The sequence below is a fragment of the Maricaulis sp. genome (assembly GCF_030149235.1).
GTDB lineage: Bacteria > Pseudomonadota > Alphaproteobacteria > Caulobacterales > Maricaulaceae > Maricaulis.
This window is the reverse complement of sequence record NZ_JASBRW010000012.1, coordinates 1-20,278: the sequence shown is the minus strand read 5'-3', so window position 1 is coordinate 20,278 and position 20,278 is coordinate 1. Positions and strand designations below refer to the sequence as shown.

Below are 20,278 nucleotides of genomic sequence, written 5' to 3'. Positions count from 1 at the left end.
CGCCATATTACTCTCCCCTCGGACGGCACCCCAACATCGCCGTCCCTTGTGACTAATCGCCGCGCACACTTCCCCATGCGTCATGCCCGGTCAAGCTTGACAGAGCAGAGGAATGGCTCAGCCGAACAGTCCGGCGCCCTTCGGCGGCTCTGCATTGCGGTGAATATGGGCCCCGAGGATGAGGCCGAAAGCGGCCAGAACCGAGAGCACAACCGTGCCGCCATAGGAGATCAGCGGCAGCGGTACGCCGACCACCGGCATCAGGCGCGAAACCATGGCGATATTGATGAAGACATAGAGGGCATAGGTGCCGGTCAGGCCCATAGTCAAAAGGCGCAGGAAGGTGGATTTGCAGGAAATCGCCACCCCAACTGCCTGGGCCATGATCAGCGCATTGATCGCCAGTACAGAAATCCCGCCGACAAAGCCGAACTCCTCACCCAGGGCGGTAAAAATATAGTCGGTCTGCATTTCCGGCAGATAGCCCAGCTTGGACTGGGTGCCTTCCAGGAAACCCTTCCCGGTCATGCCGCCCGACCCCATGGTAATCACCGCCTGATTGGGGTGGTAATTGATCCCGAGTGGGTCGTAGTCCGGATTGAGGAAAGCCCTAACCCGGTCCATCTGGTATTCAGCGAGAATATTCTCCAGCCCGTAGACCGCGACCCCGACGACGCCGATCAAGCCGGCAACCGACACGGTGAGAATGAACCACCAGCTCAGCCCGGCCATGAAGATGATGATGACCCCGGTCGCCGCCAGTAGCAGCGTCGTGCCCAGGTCCGGCTGGCCGATAATCAGCGCGGCCGGCGCGCCGATCATCATCAAGGGCACCAGCAAACCCGTCGGCGAAGTCACCTTCTCGGTCGGCAGGTCGTGATAGAAGCGCGCCATGGCCAGAACGAGGGCAACCTTCATGACCTCGGAGGGCTGGAGCCGCAGCGGCCCGAGATCAATCCAGCGCTGGGCGCCATTGATATTGACCCCGAAGAGCTCAACCAGAAGCAAGAGCGCCAATGCGCCGAAATAGGCCGGATAGGCCATGCCCATCCAGAAGCGCGGCGGGAACATGGCGATGACCAGCATGCCGGCAAATCCGGCGCCGAGGCGCATGGCATGACGATTGGCCCAGGGCGACCAGTCCGCCCCGGCGATCGAATACAGCATCGCGACACCGGCAACGCCCAGGAGGATGAGCAACAGAACCAGCGACCAGTTCAGCTCCATCATCTTGTCACGCAAATCGCGCGGAACAGTCTCGCGGAAGACCGCCATCACGCGCCTCCAGGACGGTTAGGCGACAGGCTGGCAAACACACCAGGACGGCTGGAGGGGTCACGGGCCACCGTGCGGCGCAGGATATCGCGCGCCGGGCGCGTCGCCGCACTGGAGCCGCCGCCATGTTCGACCACGACGACGCAGGCATATTTCGGATTATCTGCCGGCGCGTAGCACATGAAGAGGCCATGATCCCGCAGGCGCCAGGGCAGATCGTCCTGATCGCGCACACCGGCCTCGCGTTCTTCCGCGGTGATGGAATAGACCTGCGCCGTGCCGGTCTTACCGGCCATGTCGACACCGTCAATGCCCAGCCCACCAAGGGAATACGACGTTCCACCCGGCTCGTGCACAACACCGCGCAGGCCATCGCGGACCAGCTGCAAGGTGCGATCCTGCAGGCCCATATAGGGGGCCGGCGGCATCATGGCATTGCGGAACAGGGTCGGCTGAACCATGCGCCCCGATGCCGTTCGCGCCGTCATCACCGCCAATTGCAGCGGCGAGGCCAGGGTAAAGCCCTGGCCAATGCCGGTATTATAGGTGTCCCCGGTCGACCAGCCCTCATTGCGCCGCGCCCGTTTCCAGGCCGGATCCGGCATGAGCCCGCGGGCGACACCGGCAATGCCGATGTCAAATTGCTCGCCAATACCGAAACGGCGCCCCATCTCGTTCAGGCGGTCGATACCGAGACGCTCGGCGATCTCGTAGAAATAGATATCGCAGGAGGTCTTCACTGCCTCATGCAGATTGACCGGACCATGACCTTCGCGCCGCCAGCAGTGGAAGTCGCGATTACCCAGCCGGGTCGAGCCGGTGCAGCGCACGGTCTCGGAAGGATCGGCGAGACCATGCTCCAGGGCCGCCGCCGCGACCACGCCCTTGAAGGTCGAGCCCGGCGGATAAGTCCCCTGCACGGATTTGTGGAAGAGCGGGCGATGATCATCATCGCGATAGCGGGCGTAATCCGTTGTCGAAATACCCAGAACAAAGAGGTTCGGGTCGAAAGACGGGTTGGAGACCAGCGCGATCAGTTCACCGGTATTAACGTCCATCACGACCGCCGAGGCACTCTCATCACCCAATCGTTCGGATGCGTAGCGTTGAATGTCGGCGTCCAGTGTCAGAACGACATCGAGCCCGCTTTGCGGCGGAATGGACTGGTCGGGCAGTTCGCGAATGATACGCCCGCGGGCATCGACCTCGGTCTTCAGCGCGCCGGCCGAACCGCGTAGCTGCTCCTCGCGGGCAATCTCGACACCATTCTTGCCGATGCGGAAACCGGGATGGCGCAGGAGACGCTCGGCATCGGGGTGGTCATTGGCGATATCGTTCTCGTTCGGCGTTTGCACATAGCCGACCACGTGCGCGAAAGCCTCGCCATAGGGATAGGAGCGCACTTCCTCCACGTCCGGCGTGATCCCGGACATGCTCGACGCATGCAGATTGATGCGGGAGAAGGTCTCCCAATCGAGATCATTGGCCACGGTGACCGGGCGGAAGCTGGCATTCTGGCGGGCGGTGCGCAGGACGCGGTTTCGCCGTGCCTCCGAGATCGGCATGAATGCGGTCAGCTCATCCAGGGCCGCGTTCACATCTCCGGCCTGCTCCGGTGTCAGCGTAATGCGATAGCTGTCCCGGTTTTCAGCAATGGACAGACCGAAACGGTCAAGAATACGTCCGCGTGAGGGCGGGGTGAGCTGGTAGTTGAACTGGTTGTCGTCGGAGAGGGTCTGATAGCGCTCGGTTTCAAGTACCTGCAGGGCATAGAGCCGCGCGCCGAGCACGGAGAACGACACAGCCCCCACGCCGGACATCAGCAAGGCCCGGCGGGTGAATTTCAGTTCCTGTTCCTGGCGATCAGCGCGCATGAGACCTCGCGATCACCCCCCAAAACCCGAACTTCTGCTCCGACGTCGGCGCAACACCAGGAAGGCCAGCATCGGGAACATCAGAATTGACGCGATCACCTCGATGATCAAGGGCTGCCAGTCCGCCGGCTGGCCCAGGGCGAAACTGCCGGCGGCATAAGCAATGGCGTGCGCCAGCAACAACGTCCCGGCAAAGCGAAGTACAATCGGTGGCAGATCGCGCGGCATGCCGTCCTCGCCGCGGAAGCGGAAAACAGCGATGGAGACGAGATAGGACAGCGCCCATACGCCCATCGGCGCACCGGTCAGAAGGTCCTGGGTCAGCCCGATGGCGAAGACCGCGACCGGCGGCATGAAATAGGGACGCAGGCCGGCCCACAGGAAGATCACCATCAAGGGCCAGGTCGGCATCAGCGTGATGCCTTCGATCAACCGGGTCGGAGCGGCCTGGAACAGCAGTGCCGCGATCACCGTGAAGACACACCAGAGCGCAGACCAGTATGGCGCATTGCGTTCGCCAGGCTTTCTCATGGGGCATCCTCCGCGGCCGCTTCGGCTTGCTCCTGCGCCGGCTCATCTGCCGTCGCCGGCACTTCCGGGACCTCGTTCGTCGTCGCCCCGTCCCCAATGCCAGCAGGCTCAACCCCCTCCATGGCCGGCGCGTCCTCGGCTTCGGGTTGTGCGGCGCGGACATAGGGCCAGACCCAGACGAAATCGATCGGCGCCTGGTCCGAATAGAGCTCGATACGCCACCCCCCCTCCCGGGTCGGGACAGCACGGCCGATCGGCAGCCCGCGCGGCAGGACACCATCATCGCCGGACGACACAATGCGGTCGCCCTCCTCGATATCCGGATTACGCCCGAGATACTCCAGGCGCGGATATTCCGAATTATCCCCGATCAGGATGGCGCGGGCATTGGACCGGTCGACCATAACCGGGACGCGGCTGTTGAGATCGGTGAGCAGCAGGACGCGGGCGGAGCGGCGCCCGGTTTCATAAACCCGGCCGACCAGGCCATAGAGATTGATCACCGGATAACCGTCGGCCACACCGCTGTCCGAACCGCGGCCGATCAGGCGGGCCTGGACGAAGGGGCCCTGCGGGTCGGCCACGGTCCAGGCACCGATGCGGTCCTCGGTTGCCGCGGTCTGCACATTGAGGGCCGCTTCATAGACCTCAATACGGTCGCGCTGACGGTAAGCGAGATCTTCCCAGTAGCGCGCTTCGATCAATTGCTGACGCAGCTCGGCGTTTTCGCGGGCCAGATCCCCCTGCGCCCGGAAATACGGTCCGATGCCCTTCACAGCCCGGATCGGCTGTGCGGCGAGTTCCAGCAAGGGCGATGCGATATCGGTAAAGCTGGCACGGAATGAGGCAAAGGCCTCCGAGCGCGATGACGGGCGGTCGAACATGATCAGCGCGCTCGATATCACAATCAACATGATGAAGATCGTGCGCGAAAAACGGACACCACCGTCCGCATCATGTCGTGATGCGCGCCTAGACGCCAACGACTTACTCCTTCTCCCCCGCCCAGCCGGAGATTACACGGCTTCAGAGAGAATGGGCCGCCAAACTTTCAAATCTTCTACCGCGCGGCCGCAACCGAGCACGACGCAGGACAGCGCCTCGTCAGCCAGGCTGACCGGCAGACCGGTCCGCTCACGCAGTTCGGTATCCAAATTGCGCAGCAGTGCACCACCGCCCGTCAGGACGATACCCTTGTCGACAATGTCCGCCGCCAATTCCGGCGGGGTCGCCTCGAGCGCCTGCTTGACCGCCTCAACGATCTGTTCGACCGGCTCGGACAGGCTGTCTGCAATCATGGCTTCGGTGACGGCGATCTCGCGCGGCACACCATTCATCAGATCGCGGCCCTTGATGTCGAGGGAGAGCCCCTCGCCCTTCACCGGCGGCATGGCCGATCCGATTTCCTTCTTGATACGCTCGGCGGAAGTCTCGCCGATCAGAAGGTTCGCGGAACGACGAATATAGTTGATGATGGCTTCATCCATCTTGTCACCGCCGACACGCACAGAGCGCGAATAGACAATGCCGGAGAGCGACATCACGGCGACCTCGGTGGTGCCGCCACCAATATCGACGATCATGGACCCGGTCGGCTCGTCGATCGGCAGACCGGCACCGACGGCCGCGGCCATCGGTTCATCGATCAGATAGACCTTGCGCGCGCCGGCACCGAGCGCAGATTCGTGAATCGCACGTCGTTCAACGGCGGTCGCACCCGACGGGACACAGATCACCACCTGCGGGCTGACCATGGCGCGCCGGTTATGCACTTTCTGGATGAAGTGCTTGATCATTTCCTCGGCGACATCGAAGTCGGCGATCACGCCATCGCGCATTGGCCGGATGGCTTCGACATTGCCCGGGGTCTTGCCCAGCATCAGCTTGGCTTCCGCGCCAACCGCCTGCACGTGCTTGCGGCCCTTGTCGACCTTGTACGCGACAACAGACGGTTCATTGAGCACAACGCCGCGCCCCTTAACGTAGACAAGCGTGTTGGCTGTACCGAGGTCGATGGCGATATCCGCAGAAAGCAGACCGAAGAGGCTGTTGAGCATGGGCGCGCAGGAACCGTGAGGTGTGGCGGCAAAGCCGCGTTGCAACTATTTTTCTTGTGCGATGATGCGCCCGATATTGCAAGGGGCGCGATTGTGCAAACGCACACATGAATCAAGGCGAATTCGAGGCGAAGCGGCTTCGCGACGTTTTAAACGTCCGAGTCGCCGGGCCGATTTCGCCGCAGCCAGCGCCGGGCGATCAACATAACCCCGATCCAGCCGACCACGGCGACTGCCAGAGCCACGCCCAGAAGAAGCTGCCCCTCGGACAGCATGGCCAGAATACTCTGCCCCGCGAGACCAACGACGAAAATCTTCGGCCCGGTCCCGATGGCCGTCCCAAGCAGGAAGGCCCAGTAAGGCGTCCGGGACAGGCCGAAACCCATATTGACGACGATAAACGGGCCGGACGGCACCCACCGGACGACCATTGCAGCCAGCAAGCCGTTGCGGCCGATGAAATCGGCAATGCGATTGGCCCAGTCTCCGCCATAGCGCTTCAGGATATCCGCGCCGAAATAGCGGCCGATCACATAGTTGACCGTTGCAGCACTTAAGGTCGCGATCCAGGCATAGATGAAGCCGGTCTGCGGCCCAAAGGCGACAATTGCTGCCGCCATCAGCGCAAATTGGGGCGTCCCGACAAAAGACAGTGCGATGAAGATCAGGATCGTCAGCGGCAAGGCATACCACTGACTGGAAGCCGCATCGAACCAGCCATCAATAGCGCCCGGCTCGATATCGAGAACAAATTTACCGAGGACAAAAACAGTGCCGACAATGACGAACAGGCCAAGCGACACCAGCACGGCGCGCTGGGCCTTGGCGTCCATACGCATGACGAAATCTACAATGCGGTTCATCGCGCGGCTGATCCCCGTTCGCACACTTACAACTTAGTAAGCACGGATCGGGCCAGCCGCAATGTGGATTTGCCGTCCCGGGCGGGCAGGCAGTCGGACTGGCATCGTGCCGATTGAGGCAATTCTACCCTTCCCGGTAGCACGACCTTCACAGGCGGTCCGGCATATTGTTACCCGCTCATAATAAAGGTGCCGGGCATTATGAAATCGCTGACCTTCAGCATCGTCTGGACGATTTTGGCTGCTGCTTTCGTCTACGCGCTTCATTTCGAGGCGGATTTTCAGCGGGAAAGCGCGGCCTTCAAGCTCGTTTTCAAACTCATGCCGCTCGTGGGACTTCTTTTCATCTGGGATAGCTGGCGCAAATACCACCGCTTTCGCAGTGTCAGATGCGAACAGGGAGAGGAAGGCGCCATATTCATTTGGACCGAGCTCAGCGGTGCGGAAAGGCGCAGCACGACCGATCCGCGTCCACAATGGATTGAAGACGACCGCCTGACAGACCCCTAGCGTTTACGGCATTCAAGCCACGCCCCGATCCCATCACACAGCCGAACTTGCCAGTCCTTTCACGGGGATTTATGTCTGGCGCCGAACAATATGCGGTTGGCGCGAAGCTTTTTGCTGCAGCGCACTATCATCAATAAATCAAAGACGCCGGGACACTCATGAGCTTGTATTCTGACTACCTCCAAGAGATCGAAACCCGCAAAACTCAAGGCTTGCACCCCAAGCCGATTGAAGGCGCCGAGCTGACGGCGGAAATCATCGGTCATATCAAGGACACCGGCAGCGAGCACCGCGCCCAATGCCTTGAATTTCTGATCTATAATACGCTGCCGGGCACGACGCCCGCGGCCGAGCAGAAAGCCGAGTTCCTGCGCGAGATCATCACCGGTGAGATCACCGTGCCAGAGATCTCCGTCGACTTCGCTTTCGAGCTGCTGTCTCACATGAAGGGCGGCCCGTCCGTTGATGTCCTGCTCGACCTCGCCCTGTGCCAGGACCGCGTCATCGGCCCGAAAGCAGCCGACGTCCTGAAGTCCCAGGTCTTCCTTTATGAGTCGGACACGCAGCGTCTCGCCGACGCCTATGAGCGCGGCGATGAAATGGCAAAGCTCCTGCTGACCAGCTATGCCAAGGGAGAGTTCTTCACCGACCTGCCGGAGATCGACGAAGTCATCCAGGTCGTGACCTACGTCGCCGCCGAAGGCGATGTCTCCACCGACCTGCTCTCCCCGGGCAATCAGGCGCACTCGCGTTCTGACCGCGAACTGCACGGCAAATGCCTGATCTCCGAAAAAGCGCAGGAAGAAATCGAGGCGCTCAAGGGCCTGCACCCGGACAAGCAGGTCATGCTGGTCGCGGAAAAAGGCACGATGGGTGTCGGTTCCTCGCGCATGTCAGGCGTCAACAATGTGGCGCTGTGGACCGGCAAGAAGGCCAGCCCTTATGTGCCATTCGTCAACATCGCGCCGATCGTCGGCGGTACCAACGGCATTTCTCCGATCTTCCTGACCACGGTCGGCGTGACCGGCGGTATCGGCATCGATCTGAAGAACTGGGTGAAAAAATTCGACAGCGACGGCAAGCCGGTGCTGGACGAGAACGGCGACCCGGTACTCGAGCAGGTCTACTCCATCGACACCGGAACGGTGCTGACCATCAACACCAAGACCAAGAAGCTCTACGACGCCACGGGCGAACAGGAGCTGGCTGATATCGCCGATGCCCTGACGCCGCAAAAGGTCGAGTTCATCAAGGCGGGCGGCTCCTATGCCGTTGTGTTCGGCAAAAAGCTTCAGAGCTTTGCGGCCCAAACGCTCGGCATCAAGGCGCCGGAAGTCTTCGCCCCGTCCCGCGAGATCTCGCATCAGGGCCAAGGCCTGACGGCCGTCGAAAAGATCTTCAACCGCAATGCAGTTGGTGTGGCCGAAGGCACGCCCCTGCACGCGGGCTCGGACGTCCGCGTTCGCGTCAACATCGTCGGCTCGCAAGACACGACTGGCTTGATGACCTCACAGGAACTGGAAGCCATGGCAGCCACGGTGATCTCACCGTCTGTCGATGGCGCCTATCAGTCGGGCTGCCACACAGCTTCCGTCTGGGACCTCAAGGCCCAGCGTAACATCCCCAAGCTGATGAGCTTCATGAACAAGTTCGGGCTGATCACGGCGCGCGACCCGAAGGGCGAGTACCACGCCATGACGGACGTGATCCATAAGGTCCTCAACGACATCACCGTTGACGACTGGTCAGTCATCATCGGCGGCGACAGCCACACCCGCATGTCCAAGGGCGTCGCCTTCGGCGCGGATTCCGGCACGGTGGCCCTGGCGCTGGCAACGGGTGAGGCCACCATGCCGATCCCGGAATCGGTCAAGGTCACCTTCAAGGGCGATCTCAAGGATCACATGGACTTCCGTGATGTGGTGCACGCTACCCAGGCCCAGATGCTCAAGCAGTTCGGCGACAACGTCTTCCAGGGCCGCGTCATCGAAGTGCATATCGGCACGCTGCTGGCGGACCAGGCCTTCACCTTTACCGACTGGACGGCCGAGATGAAGGCCAAGGCGGCGATCTGTATCTCCACCGATGAGACGTTGATCCAATCCCTGGAAATCGCCAAGAGCCGCATCGGCATCATGATCGAGAAGGGTATGGACAACGAGGCCCAGACCCTCGCCAACCTGATCAAGATCGCGGACAAGCGTATCGCGGAAATCCGCTCTGGCGAGCGCCCGGCGCTCGCACCGGATGAGACTGCGGAATACTTCGCGGAGTTCGTTGTCGATCTCGATGAAATCGTCGAGCCGATGATCGCCGATCCGGACGTCAATAATATCGATGTCTCCCGCCGCTACACCCACGACACGATCCGACCCGTCTCGCATTATGGCGGAGAAAAGAAGGTCGATCTCGGTTTTGTCGGCTCCTGTATGGTGCACAAGGGCGATATGAAGATCATCGCCCAGATGCTGAAGAACCTCGAGAAGTCCGGCGAGACCGTCGAGTTCAAGGCGCCGCTGGTCGTGGCACCGCCGACCTACAACATCGTTGATGAGCTCAAGGAAGAAGGCGACTGGGCCGTGCTGCAGAAATATGCCGGCTTCGAGTTTGATGATGACGCCCCGAAGAATGAGGCGCGCACCGAGTATGAGAACATTCTCTACCTCGAGCGCCCGGGCTGTAACCTCTGCATGGGCAACCAGGAGAAGGCCGCCAAGGGCGATACCGTGATGGCCACCTCGACCCGCCTGTTCAAAGGCCGCGTAGTCGAGGACAGCGATGAGAAGAAGGGTGAATCCCTGCTCTCCTCGACGCCGGTTGTCGTGCTCTCGACCATTCTCGGCCGGACGCCGACCATGGAGGAGTACAAGGCAGCCGTGGATGGTATCAATCTGACCCAATTCCGCCCGCCGGAGGAAAGCATGACGGCCAGCTCCGTGCACTACTGAGTACGGATGCATCGAGACAAGAGAAAGCCCCCGGTGAGCACCGGGGGCTTTTTTGTTTTTGCATCACCTGCGCCAATGCCGCTGCGAGGTGGGCAGAAATCGTCGGACCTTATTCTTCCTCGCCCGCAGCAATGACCGAGAGCTTGGCCCGCTGCATGGCGAGCACACCGAGCTGTTCGTCGAGGATTTTGAGGATGTCGCGGGCTTCCTGCTGATCGACCTCGCCCGGCGAACGGGCCGTTTCGGACAGGGATTCCATCAGGGCAGCGATATTGCGGGCATTGCGGCGGCTCGCTTCACCGGCAAGTGCCAGCCAGTCGGCATCCTCGGCCTTGTCGATGGGAACAAACAGCCCGCCCGCCAGTGCGGCGAGGTGCTGTGCGGCGGCCTGGGCGCCCGCCTCGGTCAGCGTACATACCCGCGCGTAGGAAATCTCATTGGTCGAGTCCGGATCGGCCAGGGCGTAGACCCGCGTACGGCTCAGATCGAGCAGCTCCATCACCTTCGGAATACCACCAACTTCCTCGAAGACGCGTGCAACGACTTCCTTGGGCTCGCCATAGACTCGTTGCTTAACCGGATTGAACGCCATGATGTGCCCCCGCAATCGGCTTTGGAATCAGTTCTATTCTATAAGCAACGCTTAGTTTGGCTATTTCGAGGCACGGTAAAGTCTGGATCGCAGGTCGGCGCCAGCAGCTTCGATCGCCAGGGTCTTGTCGCGCGCCCGATCCTCGACCATGGCATTGCCCGCCTCATAGGTCTCAACCCATTTGCGTGCGAAGGACCCATCCTCAATCGCCGCCATCGCCTTGTCGAACGCCGCATTGAGTTCGGGACCGGCAATATCATCCTCGATCAGACGCGCGCCGAACTCTGCGGTATCGGAGATCGCTTCATACATGCCGGCAATGCCCTGAGCCTGCATCAGATCCGCCAGGTATTTGATTTCATGGACACAGTCGATATAGGCCATGCGTTCGCTGACGCCCGCAGCAACCAGGCGCTGGTAGCTCGCCTTGGCCAGGGCGACGAGCCCACCGACCAGGACTACCTGTTCACCGAACAGGTCGGAGACGGTCTCCTCGCGGAAGGTCGTTTCGAAAATCCCGACATTGCCGGACCCGATCCCCGCCAGATAGGCCAGCGCCAGATCACGCGCCCGACCGGAGGCATTTTGATGCACAGCCCAGAAACCGATCAGCCCGCCGCCCTTTTCAAATTCCTGGCGCACAGCGCCACCCGGCCCTTTCGCTGCCGCCAGAATGACATCGGCATCGGCAGGCGGTTCGATCAGGCGGTAATGGATGGAAAAGCCGTGACACAGGATCAGGGCCTGTCCAGGCTTACGGTTCGGGGCGATGGCCGTCGTCCAGATCTCGCGGTGCGCTTCATCGGCGGCGAGCAGGGCGATTGCATCAGCCCAGGCGGCCACTTCGGCGAGGCTGACCACCTCGAACCCGTCCGCCTCCGCCTTGGCTCGCGATGGCGAGCCCTCGCGCAAGGCGATCTTGATCTGCTCTGCCCCGCTATCACGCAGACAGAGCGCGTGGGAACGGCCATGATTGCCGTAGCCGACCAGGCCGAGCTTCCAGTGCTTGAGCGGAGCCATATCAATGTCGGCGGTATAAAGCGCGTCAGTCATTGTGATCGTCAGTCCTCATGTGCCGAGACTGGCGTCGAGCTCGGCAGCCCGGTCGTCCGGGTCCAGTGATGTGATCCGGGCCCAGTCCGCATGCTGATTGCGGAACCAGGTCATCTGCCGCTTGGCATAGCGCCGGCTGTCCCGCTTGGCGAGTTCGATCGCCTCCTCAAGCGGTAATTGGCCATTGAGATGCTCAATCAGGGGCGGCACGCCAAGCGCCTTCATGGCCGGCAAGGACGGATCAAGCGATCGCTCCATGAAGCGTCGCACTTCCTCTAGCGCTCCGGCCTGCATCATCTGGTCAAATCGTAGATTGATCCGGGCATACAGCGCCTCGCGGTCCGGCTCGACAACCAGGCCGGTCCAGCGCTCAGCCGGCAGGACCGGCTCGGTCTTGGCATGAAAGCTGGAGAGCGCTTCACCGGTTGCGTAGCCAACCTCAACGATACGCTGCAGCCGCTGACGATCGGCCGGTTTGACCTTGGCGGCACCCGCGGGGTCCAGGCGCACCGCCTCGGCGCGCAGCCCGTCGACGCCTTCCCTGTCGATCAGCGCTTCGGCCTCGGAACGCGCCTCCGGCGTGATGTCCGGCACCGGGGCGAGGCCCTTGGTCAGGGCGTTGAAATACAGCCCGGTTCCGCCCACCAGGATCGGGGTTCGGCCGCGACCCTCGATGTCGTCGATCAGCGCCGTCGCCGCACCGAGCCAATCCCCGACGGAGAACCTCGTGCCCGGATCGATCGTGCCAAACAAATGGTGCGGCGCCTCGGCCAGCTCCTCAGCGCACGGCCGGGCCGTGATCAGGCTCAGCCCGCCATAGACCTGCATGGAATCGGCATTGACGATCTCGCCTTCAAGTCGGCGTGCCGCCGCAATCGAGAGCGCCGTTTTTCCAGCAGCCGTCGGGCCGGCGATGAGGAGAACCGGCCTCAAGGCCGGATCGACTGCAGCACGTATTGGCCACCGCGATTGAGCTGGAAGCGCAGCGGACCGCCATTGGAATTGGCAACGATCTCGCGGATTTCCTCGATGGTCGCGACCCGCGTGAACTCGACCTCCTCGATGACATCACCGGCGCGCACCTTGCCGGCGGCATCAGACGTGCCATCGACATCGGTGACCAGAACGCCTTCGGCGTCCGGATGCACGCGATAGCGGCGGCGGGTCTGCGGCGTCAACTCGCCCAGCGTCATGCCATAGAGCTCATTGCTGGCCGGCTGCAGCGGGCTGACAAGGCCCGGCGGCGCGGCCGGAGCATCTTCGTCGGCCTCGCCTTCATCGAGCTCGCCGATGGTGACCGTCCGGGTCATGCGGCGATCGCGGCGGATAATCTCCAGGTCCACCTCTTCGCCGATCTCGGTTTCCGCGACGAGGCGGGAGAAAATCCGGCTGTCGCGCACGCGACGTCCTCCGTAGGTGAGGATCAGATCACCCTGGCGCAGATCAACATCGGCGGCCGGACCATCCGGATCGATGAAGGACAGAATGGCGCCATAGGGGGTCTCCAGGTCGAAGCTCTCGGCCAGTTCCGCGGTGACTTCCTGCACCCGGACACCGAGCCAGCCGCGACGGGTCTCGCCGTATTCGATCAGCTGGTTGACTACACGGGTGGCGATATTGGCCGGGATTGACAGGGAGATGCCGACGCTGGCACCGGTGGGCGAGAAGATCAGCGTGTTCACACCGACCACATCGCCATCCATGTTGAACAGCGGACCACCGGAATTACCGGTATTAATCGCCACATCGGTCTGGATGTAATCATCATAGCGACCACCGGCATCACGCCCGCGCGCCGAGACCACGCCAGCCGTCAGCGTGCCACCAAGGCCAAACGGGTTACCGATCGCAATCACCCAGTCGCCGACCCGGGCCGTGTCGCTGTCGCCGAAGGCCACCGACGGCATGGTTTCACTGGTCTGCATGCGCAGCACCGCCAGGTCAGTCACCGCATCAATGCCGATGATGTCCGCCGGGAAAGTCCGCCCGTCCGGGAGGGAAACCTCGACCTCATCCGCGCCGTCGATCACATGGTTATTGGTGACGACAATGCCGGACGGATCGATGATGAAGCCGGAGCCCAGCGAATTGGCGATCCGCGGCTCATCGCCGAAAATATCGTTGAAGCGCTCCAGCGGAGACCCTTCCGGGAAGTCCGGCAGGCCATCACCGGCATCGAGCCGCTGGGCCGCGGAGATATTGACGACGGCCGGTGACAACCGCTCAGCGAGATCGGCAAAGCCGTCCGGCGCAGGGTGCGCGTGAACTGCCGCAGGCAGCAGCAGGAGAAGTAGGACGGCGAAGAATTTTTGCATGAGCTCAGCGATGTTTGTGGTCTGCAATCAAAACTATGAACCACAGGCATAACGTCAACTCGATAGCTGCGGCAACCGCGCTGACAGCAAGGTGAAAGCTCTAACCTTTCTGTCAGACGCCGGCCACAACCGGTGGAAACAAAAAGCCCCGCTCGATTGAGCGGGGCTGATTGCTGGTGAAGACCGAAGTCTACTGACCGCCTTGCTGGCTGAAATAGCTGAAGAACTCAGAATCAGGCGGGATTACGATCGGGGTTCCCTCCTGCACAGCCCGTTCATAGGACTGCATGGAGCGGTAGAAAGCGAAGAACTCCATATCGCGATTATAGGCCGCGGCGTAGATCGCGTTCCGCTGGGCATCACCTTCACCGCGAACACGTTCGCTTTCCGCGCGCGCTTCGGCTTCGATAATGGTAGCCTGACGGTCTGCATCGGCGCGGATCTCAGTGGCCTGCTGATCACCTTCAGCGCGGATACGGGCCGCTTCCTGCTCACGCTCGGAGCGCATACGCTGGAAGACCCGCTCTGCAATCTGCTGCGGCAAGTCGGCGCGCAGGATACGGACATCGATCACCTCGATACCCAGATTCTGGTTCGCCACCTGGACGTCAACAGCTGCCTGGACCCGCTCCATCAGCGCGGCACGCTGGCCGGAGATCACGTCCTGGGACGGGATGGAGGCGATGACGCCACGCAGGCTGTCATCCATGATCGAACGCAGGCGAAGTTCCGCGCCAGCCTCATTGCGGACCGTCTGGTAGAAACGCAGCGGGTCGACAATGCGATAACGCAGGAAGGCGTCAACGACGAGACGGACCTGGTCCGAGGCCTGGATTTCTTCCGGGCGCATATCGAACTCGACATTGCGCTTTTCGAAGATCAGGACATCGTTAATGAACGGCGCCTTGAAGTGCAGGCCCGGATCCGGATTGGTCGGTGAATTGACGGCACGAACCGGCTCACCGAATTGCAGCACCAGCGCCTGTTCGCGTTCATTGACCGTGAACACGCTTTGCAGACCCATGAAGATCGCAACAGCGCCGATAATCAGTACGAGAGTGCGGATCATCAGTTGTCTCCACGATTGCGGTTTTCGCCGAGGCGATCGAGCGGCAGGAAGGGCAGCGCGCCCGCATCACCGTCCAGGACAAGCAGGTCGGAACGGCCAAGCACCGATTCCATGGTTTCCAGATACATCCGGCGGCGGGTGACTTCCGGCGCCTGGGCGTATTCGTCATAGATGGCGACGAAGCGGTCCGCATCACCCTGAGCCTGGGCAATCACGGAGTCGCGATAGGCCTGGGCTGCCTGGGTCAGCTGTGCTGCACGGCCGCGCGCGGCCGGAATGACGGAGTTGGCATGCGCCGTGGCCTGAAGCCGGGCACGTTCCGCATCCTGTTCCGCCACGTCGACATCGCGGAAGGCCGCGATGACGCTTTCCGGCGGCTGCGCGGTCTGCAGGTTGATCTGCAGGATCTGGATGCCGGCCTCATATTCGTCGAGCGTGGCCTGGACCAGATCACGGGTGCGCTGGGAAACCTCACCACGACCTTCGGTAATGATGAATTGCAGATCCGAGGTACCGATGACTTCGCGCATGGCACTTTCCGCCACGGCACGCACGGTACCTTCCGGATTACGCACGTTGAACAGGTAATTGCGCACACCATCACCGGTACTGTCGACACGCCACTGCACCGCGAAGTCGATATCAACGATATTCTGATCTCGGGTCAGCATCTGGCCTTCCGGACCGGTACCGATCGTCATCGACTGGGTCGTGGTGACTTCCGGCAAGATCACGGTCTCGATCGGGGTCGGCAGTTTGAAGCGCAGACCTGGCGTGGTCGTGCGATTGTATTCGCCGAAGCGCAGCACGACGCCATTCTGTTCCGGCGCGACCTGGTAGATGCCGGTCGTGACAAACCAGGCACCAATCAGCAGGACAGCAATCAGGCCGATGCCGAAGGCACCACCGCCCTTGCCGCCGGAGCCGGATCCGTTGGACCCGCCCTTGCCGCCGAAGAATTTACGCAGGCTACCCTGCATTTGACGCACGACCTCATCGAGATCGGGCGGCTGTTCGCCGCCACCGCCGCCTCCCCCGCCCTGGGGCCGCTGCCCCCACGGGTTCTGTCCGTTATTGTTGTTGCCGCCGGAGCCCCAAGGACCCCCGCCGCCACTACCGCTGTTATCATTCCAGGGCATGGGCCGGATTTTTCCTCTTGGTTGTTCTGGCCTCTACATGAACGCATGCGGGCCCGGGTTCAAGGGTAAGCATGTGGGACGCGCCGTCGGGCAATCCCCTCTCAAATATTCTATGGATACTCTACGAGGCGCGTTCGAGCGCCCGGAAGGTAAAGGCGTGGTCGTCATTCTCGCCGGGATCATAGTCCTGCCGACCGATCTCCGACCAGTCCGCTGCGTCAAATTCCGGGAACAGCGCCTCGCCGGCCGGCGCCGCATCCACCTCGGTAAGATACAGCCGGTCAGCCAGGGCCATCGCGGCGGCATAGATCTGCGCTCCGCCGATGACGAAAACCTCGTCGACCCGGTCCATATTGGCCCGCACGAAGGCCTCATCGAAAGCCGCACCCATATCGCCGACCACGCGTGCGCCCTCGGCCCGATACCCGGCCTGGCGCGTGACCACGATATTGAGCCGTCCCGGCAAGGGCTTGCGCGGCAGGCTCTCCCAGGTCTTGCGCCCCATAATGACCGGCTTACCCTTGGTCACGGCCTTGAAAAGCTTGAGGTCGGTGCTCAAGCGCCAGGGCAGGTCACCATCTGCCCCGATGACATTATTGCGCCCGCGCGCCGCGATAAGAGAGATTTTCGGGACAATCGTGTTCACGAGGCCGCCTCTTTATCCAGCCAGCTCAACCATTTCTCATCCACGGCTGCGTCGAGGTCGATGCCCTCCTTGCGCGCCAGCAGGAGCAGCATGCCCAAAGTATCCGCCATTTCCCGGGCCAGCTCCGCACGGGCCGCCTCGCCCGCTGGCCGGCGCGAACGCCCGGTCGCGGATAGGTAGGCCTGGGTCAGCTCCCCCATTTCCTCCTGTAATTTCAGAAGATGCCAATCCCCGGAGCGATCAATGTCGTAGTGGCGGGCATAGATGTCGGACACCGTTCCGATCTGCTCAGCCAGCGCCGCGAGCGGACGGCTCATACGGCGACCGGGGCGGAAATCCGGGGCAGAGGGTCATAGCCTTCCAGACTGATATCTTCGTATTCGAAGGCAAACAGGTCCTTGGCCTCGGGGTTGAGCTTCAACTTGGGCAAGTCGCGCGGCGTGCGCGATAGCTGTTCGCGAACCTGGTCGTGATGATTTGAGTAGATATGGGCGTCACCGAAGGTGTGGATGTACTCGCCCGGTTCCAGCCCACAGACCTGGGCCACCATCGCCGTGAGCAATGCATAGGAAGCGATGTTGAACGGCACGCCGAGGAACATGTCAGCCGAGCGCTGGTAGAGCTGGCAGGAGAGCTTCCCGTTGGCGATATTGAACTGATACAGCGTGTGACAGGGCGGCAGCGCCATATTCGGCACATCGACCGGATTCCAGCCGGAAACGATCAGACGGCGCGAGGACGGGTTGTTCCTGATCTGCTCGAGAATATTGGACAGCTGATCGATCTCGGTCCCATCCGGGCCTTCCCAGCGACGCCACTGCTTGCCGTAAACCGGTCCGAGATCGCCATTCTCGTCGGCCCACTCGTCCCAGATCGTCACCCCGCGTTCCTGCAGCCAGCGCACATTGGTCTCACCGCGCAGGAACCAGAGCAGCTCAATAGCGATCGACTTGAAATGGACTTTCTTGGTGGTCAGCAGCGGAAAGCCTTCAGACAGGTCGCATCGCAATTGGCGGCCGAAAACCGACCGCGTCCCCACGCCGGTGCGGTCGTCCTGGTCCGCGCCCGTCTCCAGAATGTCACGCAGAAGATCGAGATAGGCCCGTTCGACCGAGGACCCGGCCGGACGCACATCATTGGCCCTCTCGGGCGCGGTATCTAGGGCTGCGATCTGGGACATGGGCGGCGACCTCCTCTGGCGCAGGGCTCGCCCCTGGGCGGCCCCCATCAGACAGCATACATGCGATTCGACGCGGCGCACCGCAGCGGCCAGAATGATTCACAGCTTTCTTGAACGCACGGATTTGTGACCTGTTCGATGCCCCGAAACGCGAAAACCCGCTTGCGCCACCACGCTGGGCGGCTATGGTGACGAGGCAGGAACATTTGCGGAACATGTAATTCGCACAATCGAGGAAGAGACCCCATGCTGGGCTATGTCACGCTTGGAACCAATGACATTGAAAAAGCGGCTGCTTTTTACGACAAGATCTGCGCCGAATTCGGCGTCGGCCGGATGATGGAAGACGAGAATTTCATTGCCTGGGCCAATCCGGGCGGCGGTTGCGGTATCGGCCTGACCAAGCCGTTCGACGGCCAGCCGGCCACCGTGGGCAATGGCGTCATGATCGCCTTCCAGGCTGAGAGCAAGGAACAGGTCGACAAGGTTTACAAGCTCGCCATCGAGCTTGGCGCCACGGATGAAGGCGAGGCCGGGCCGCGTGGCGATGGCTCCTTCTATGCCGGCTATTTCCGCGACCCGGATGGTCACAAGTGCAATGTTTTCGTGATGTAGACAGCTCAGCATCCTCTTACCGGCTCGCCTGCATATTTTTAACGGGCGAGCCGGGCGCGGAGATTGCGCTCCCTAATAGAAATCTCATAGGAAGCTGCGCTTGACCATGCCGGGCTGATAATGCTCCGCTGCATCCGCACGCAGGTGTTGTGCAGGGAAGCAAGTTGAGTCAGCCAGCCCCCAAAGCGAACATGGACCTCTGTGCCAATTGCGGCGCCGGGCTTACCGGTCCGTTCTGCGCCCAGTGCGGACAGGCCAAGGAAGACATCCGTCGCCCCGCCTGGCATTTGCTGACCGATCTGATCGGCAGTCTGTTTGCCTGGGAAGGCCGTTTCTTCACCACGCTGGCTGCCCTGGTCCGCCAGCCGGGACAGGTCGCACGCGCCTATGTCGACGGCAAGCGTAATCGCTACACCGCGCCGGTCCGCATCTATCTCATCTTCTCGCTGATCTTTTTCGTCCTGATGTCCGTGGCCGACATAAGGGTTGTCGGTGTGACGATGACCCCGAGCGCCGAGACGATCCGCGCCCAGGACCCGATTGTCATCGCACAGCGCCGGCAGGCCATTGCCGAGATAGATGCCCAGCGCACCAGCGATACGCCGGTCTGCGGCGTCCTGCCGGGGCCAGACGAGATCGACGCCGGCGGCCGGCTGGTCCTGGCCCGCGATACCGATATTCGCATTGAAATGTTCGAGTTTGGCCCGACGCCGGAACGCCGGCGCCTGCCCGATGATAGCGAGGCCTGCGAGAACGGGATTGAACCACCCGGCGATGACAACCCCCTCGCACCGGTCTCGCGCGAGGCGGCCACCAATCCCGAACTGTTTGAAAACCGCATCACCACCGCAGCGACGCAGGCCCTTCTGCTCATGGTCATCGCCTATGCGGGCTTGAATCTCATCGTGCACCCGCGCCGGCGCATCATCGAACACCTGATCTATTCGCTCTACTGGCACGTGCCGTTCTTGAGCGTCATAGCGGTCTTCGTGCTGCTCGGCCGTTTTGCCGCAGGCACTACGCCATTGCTGATTACCCTCGCAGCAGCAGGCGGTTTGGGAACCCTCATCCTGCAAGCGCTCTATGATCGCGGCTTCTATGCCTCCAGCTGGTTCGGGGCCATCCTGCGCAGTCTTTTCCTGCAATTCTTCTACATTGTCTGCGTGGGCGTGGTCGCGATCGCTCTGATCATCATCTCGGCCCGCTAACACAGGCCCGGGGCTTTCATCCCTCCTCGTCCATGCCTATATTGGTGAGGCTGGCTTGCCGGCTATGGCGATAAACGCGCACGTAATAACCGGACTGGACCCGGGGGCAGTACCCGGCGGCTCCACCAAATTTCCCACGGCTGTGGGATAGACGGCCTGAACCGGTGTTGACCGGCCCGGGTCACTATGGGGGCCGAAACAGGATCGACAGACGGGTAAAGGTGATTGCTTTCGCTCGGGTGAGGCCCGTTACAGGCTCGACTTAAATAGTTGCAAATGACAACTACGCTGAAGAGGTCGCTCTCGCTGCGTAAGCAGCGCGGGTAATCTCGCTAAAACTCCTATTCCCTTTAGCCGGAATAGGCGGGGCTCGGAGGCGCCTGGCAACAGAAGCCTCCACTTT

At 61.7% G+C, this 20,278-nt stretch carries 19 protein-coding genes and 1 other RNA gene; 5 read left to right on the top strand and 15 right to left on the bottom strand.

Translation table 11 applies throughout. From position 1 onward, the window contains the following. Positions 1–117 precede the first annotated feature (117 nt). The 6 genes from rodA to Q1V51_RS01920 all read right to left on the bottom strand — a co-directional run bounded on the left by rodA (position 118) and on the right by Q1V51_RS01920 (position 6,600). Positions 118–1,275, bottom strand: coding sequence for a rod shape-determining protein RodA (rodA, locus tag Q1V51_RS01945; protein WP_300552134.1), 1,158 nt, complete (start codon positions 1,273–1,275; stop codon positions 118–120). Beyond that, entirely contained in the window at positions 1,275–3,149 is a 1,875-nt protein-coding gene (gene mrdA, locus Q1V51_RS01940; RefSeq protein WP_300552132.1) for a penicillin-binding protein 2, read from the bottom strand. Before mrdA ends, rodA begins: the two co-directional genes overlap by 1 nt. 12 nt (positions 3,150–3,161) lie before the next feature. Continuing rightward, on the bottom strand, positions 3,162–3,680 hold the full coding sequence (gene mreD, locus Q1V51_RS01935; RefSeq protein ID WP_300552131.1) for a rod shape-determining protein MreD: 519 nt from the start codon (positions 3,678–3,680) through the stop codon (positions 3,162–3,164). Continuing rightward, a complete protein-coding gene (mreC, locus tag Q1V51_RS01930) occupies positions 3,677–4,594 on the bottom strand; it encodes a rod shape-determining protein MreC (protein WP_300552129.1) in 918 nt (305 codons plus the stop codon). Before mreC ends, mreD begins: the two co-directional genes overlap by 4 nt. A gap of 102 nt (positions 4,595–4,696) precedes the next feature. Then, positions 4,697–5,737, bottom strand: a complete 1,041-nt coding sequence (locus Q1V51_RS01925; RefSeq protein ID WP_291892648.1) for a rod shape-determining protein — start codon at positions 5,735–5,737, stop codon at positions 4,697–4,699. Between the two features lie 149 nt (positions 5,738–5,886). Next, entirely contained in the window at positions 5,887–6,600 is a 714-nt protein-coding gene (locus Q1V51_RS01920; protein ID WP_300552127.1) for a VTT domain-containing protein, read from the bottom strand. 201 nt (positions 6,601–6,801) lie between these two features. On the opposite strand from Q1V51_RS01920, the gene Q1V51_RS01915 reads away from it, so the two are divergent. Together Q1V51_RS01915 and Q1V51_RS01910 are read left to right on the top strand one after the other, a co-directional pair. Next, on the top strand, positions 6,802–7,110 hold the full coding sequence (locus tag Q1V51_RS01915) for a hypothetical protein (RefSeq protein WP_300552126.1): 309 nt from the start codon (positions 6,802–6,804) through the stop codon (positions 7,108–7,110). 158 nt (positions 7,111–7,268) lie between these two features. Next, entirely contained in the window at positions 7,269–10,058 is a 2,790-nt protein-coding gene (locus tag Q1V51_RS01910; protein ID WP_300552125.1) for a bifunctional aconitate hydratase 2/2-methylisocitrate dehydratase, read from the top strand. A gap of 109 nt (positions 10,059–10,167) precedes the next feature. Here the strand turns inward: Q1V51_RS01910 and Q1V51_RS01905 are convergent, their stop codons facing one another. The 9 genes from Q1V51_RS01905 to Q1V51_RS01865 form a co-directional block, all read right to left on the bottom strand. Continuing rightward, a complete protein-coding gene (locus Q1V51_RS01905) occupies positions 10,168–10,650 on the bottom strand; it encodes a hypothetical protein (RefSeq protein WP_300552124.1) in 483 nt (160 codons plus the stop codon). A gap of 60 nt (positions 10,651–10,710) precedes the next feature. Next, positions 10,711–11,703 (bottom strand): ketol-acid reductoisomerase, encoded by a 993-nt coding sequence (gene ilvC / locus Q1V51_RS01900; protein ID WP_300552122.1) that lies wholly within the window; start codon positions 11,701–11,703, stop codon positions 10,711–10,713. 15 nt (positions 11,704–11,718) lie between these two features. Next, complete coding sequence (gene miaA, locus Q1V51_RS01895; RefSeq protein ID WP_300552120.1) at positions 11,719–12,636, bottom strand: tRNA (adenosine(37)-N6)-dimethylallyltransferase MiaA; 918 nt, start codon at positions 12,634–12,636, stop codon at positions 11,719–11,721. Further along, the gene (locus tag Q1V51_RS01890; RefSeq protein ID WP_300552118.1) at positions 12,633–14,018 is read right to left on the bottom strand and encodes a Do family serine endopeptidase; all 1,386 of its coding nucleotides are present in this window, start codon (positions 14,016–14,018) and stop codon (positions 12,633–12,635) included. Before Q1V51_RS01890 ends, miaA begins: the two co-directional genes overlap by 4 nt. 190 nt (positions 14,019–14,208) lie before the next feature. Continuing rightward, positions 14,209–15,087, bottom strand: a complete 879-nt coding sequence (locus Q1V51_RS01885) for a protease modulator HflC (protein WP_300552116.1) — start codon at positions 15,085–15,087, stop codon at positions 14,209–14,211. After that, complete coding sequence (gene hflK / locus Q1V51_RS01880; protein ID WP_300552114.1) at positions 15,087–16,226, bottom strand: FtsH protease activity modulator HflK; 1,140 nt, start codon at positions 16,224–16,226, stop codon at positions 15,087–15,089. The genes Q1V51_RS01885 and hflK overlap by 1 nt, the downstream gene beginning before the upstream one ends. A gap of 121 nt (positions 16,227–16,347) precedes the next feature. Then, positions 16,348–16,872, bottom strand: a complete 525-nt coding sequence (locus tag Q1V51_RS01875) for a dihydrofolate reductase (RefSeq protein ID WP_300552112.1) — start codon at positions 16,870–16,872, stop codon at positions 16,348–16,350. Further along, complete coding sequence (locus tag Q1V51_RS01870) at positions 16,869–17,189, bottom strand: phosphoribosyl-ATP pyrophosphohydrolase (protein WP_300552110.1); 321 nt, start codon at positions 17,187–17,189, stop codon at positions 16,869–16,871. The genes Q1V51_RS01875 and Q1V51_RS01870 overlap by 4 nt, the downstream gene beginning before the upstream one ends. Continuing rightward, complete coding sequence (locus tag Q1V51_RS01865; RefSeq protein ID WP_300552108.1) at positions 17,186–18,052, bottom strand: thymidylate synthase; 867 nt, start codon at positions 18,050–18,052, stop codon at positions 17,186–17,188. The genes Q1V51_RS01870 and Q1V51_RS01865 overlap by 4 nt, the downstream gene beginning before the upstream one ends. A gap of 246 nt (positions 18,053–18,298) precedes the next feature. Between Q1V51_RS01865 and Q1V51_RS01860 the strand changes: the two genes are divergently transcribed. From Q1V51_RS01860 to ssrA, 3 genes are all read left to right on the top strand, one after another. Then, positions 18,299–18,667: a VOC family protein gene (locus tag Q1V51_RS01860; RefSeq protein WP_300552106.1), complete on the top strand. Its 369-nt coding sequence runs from the start codon at positions 18,299–18,301 to the stop codon at positions 18,665–18,667. 164 nt (positions 18,668–18,831) lie between these two features. Further along, a complete protein-coding gene (locus Q1V51_RS01855; RefSeq protein ID WP_300552104.1) occupies positions 18,832–19,875 on the top strand; it encodes a DUF3667 domain-containing protein in 1,044 nt (347 codons plus the stop codon). A gap of 10 nt (positions 19,876–19,885) precedes the next feature. Next, positions 19,886–20,276, top strand: a transfer-messenger RNA (tmRNA) gene (gene ssrA, locus Q1V51_RS01850). Positions 20,277–20,278 lie beyond the last annotated feature (2 nt).

Bases quoted from the DNA above. Each gene is read 5' to 3' on its own strand.
- Q1V51_RS01860 (WP_300552106.1), top strand. From the start codon at position 18,299: ATGCTGGGCTATGTCACGCTTGGAACCAATGACATTGAAAAAGCGGCT.
- Q1V51_RS01865 (WP_300552108.1), bottom strand. From the start codon at position 18,052: ATGTCCCAGATCGCAGCCCTAGATACCGCGCCCGAGAGGGCCAATGAT.
- hflK (WP_300552114.1), bottom strand. From the start codon at position 16,226: ATGCCCTGGAATGATAACAGCGGTAGTGGCGGCGGGGGTCCTTGGGGC.
- Q1V51_RS01910 (WP_300552125.1), top strand. From the start codon at position 7,269: ATGAGCTTGTATTCTGACTACCTCCAAGAGATCGAAACCCGCAAAACT.
- Q1V51_RS01905 (WP_300552124.1), bottom strand. From the start codon at position 10,650: ATGGCGTTCAATCCGGTTAAGCAACGAGTCTATGGCGAGCCCAAGGAA.
- Q1V51_RS01870 (WP_300552110.1), bottom strand. From the start codon at position 17,189: ATGAGCCGTCCGCTCGCGGCGCTGGCTGAGCAGATCGGAACGGTGTCC.
- mreD (WP_300552131.1), bottom strand. From the start codon at position 3,680: ATGAGAAAGCCTGGCGAACGCAATGCGCCATACTGGTCTGCGCTCTGG.
- ilvC (WP_300552122.1), bottom strand. From the start codon at position 11,703: ATGACTGACGCGCTTTATACCGCCGACATTGATATGGCTCCGCTCAAG.
- Q1V51_RS01890 (WP_300552118.1), bottom strand. From the start codon at position 14,018: ATGCAAAAATTCTTCGCCGTCCTACTTCTCCTGCTGCTGCCTGCGGCA.
- mreC (WP_300552129.1), bottom strand. From the start codon at position 4,594: ATGTTGATTGTGATATCGAGCGCGCTGATCATGTTCGACCGCCCGTCA.
- Q1V51_RS01885 (WP_300552116.1), bottom strand. From the start codon at position 15,087: ATGATCCGCACTCTCGTACTGATTATCGGCGCTGTTGCGATCTTCATG.
- mrdA (WP_300552132.1), bottom strand. From the start codon at position 3,149: ATGCGCGCTGATCGCCAGGAACAGGAACTGAAATTCACCCGCCGGGCC.
- Q1V51_RS01920 (WP_300552127.1), bottom strand. From the start codon at position 6,600: ATGAACCGCATTGTAGATTTCGTCATGCGTATGGACGCCAAGGCCCAG.
- rodA (WP_300552134.1), bottom strand. From the start codon at position 1,275: ATGGCGGTCTTCCGCGAGACTGTTCCGCGCGATTTGCGTGACAAGATG.
- Q1V51_RS01915 (WP_300552126.1), top strand. From the start codon at position 6,802: ATGAAATCGCTGACCTTCAGCATCGTCTGGACGATTTTGGCTGCTGCT.
- Q1V51_RS01925 (WP_291892648.1), bottom strand. From the start codon at position 5,737: ATGCTCAACAGCCTCTTCGGTCTGCTTTCTGCGGATATCGCCATCGAC.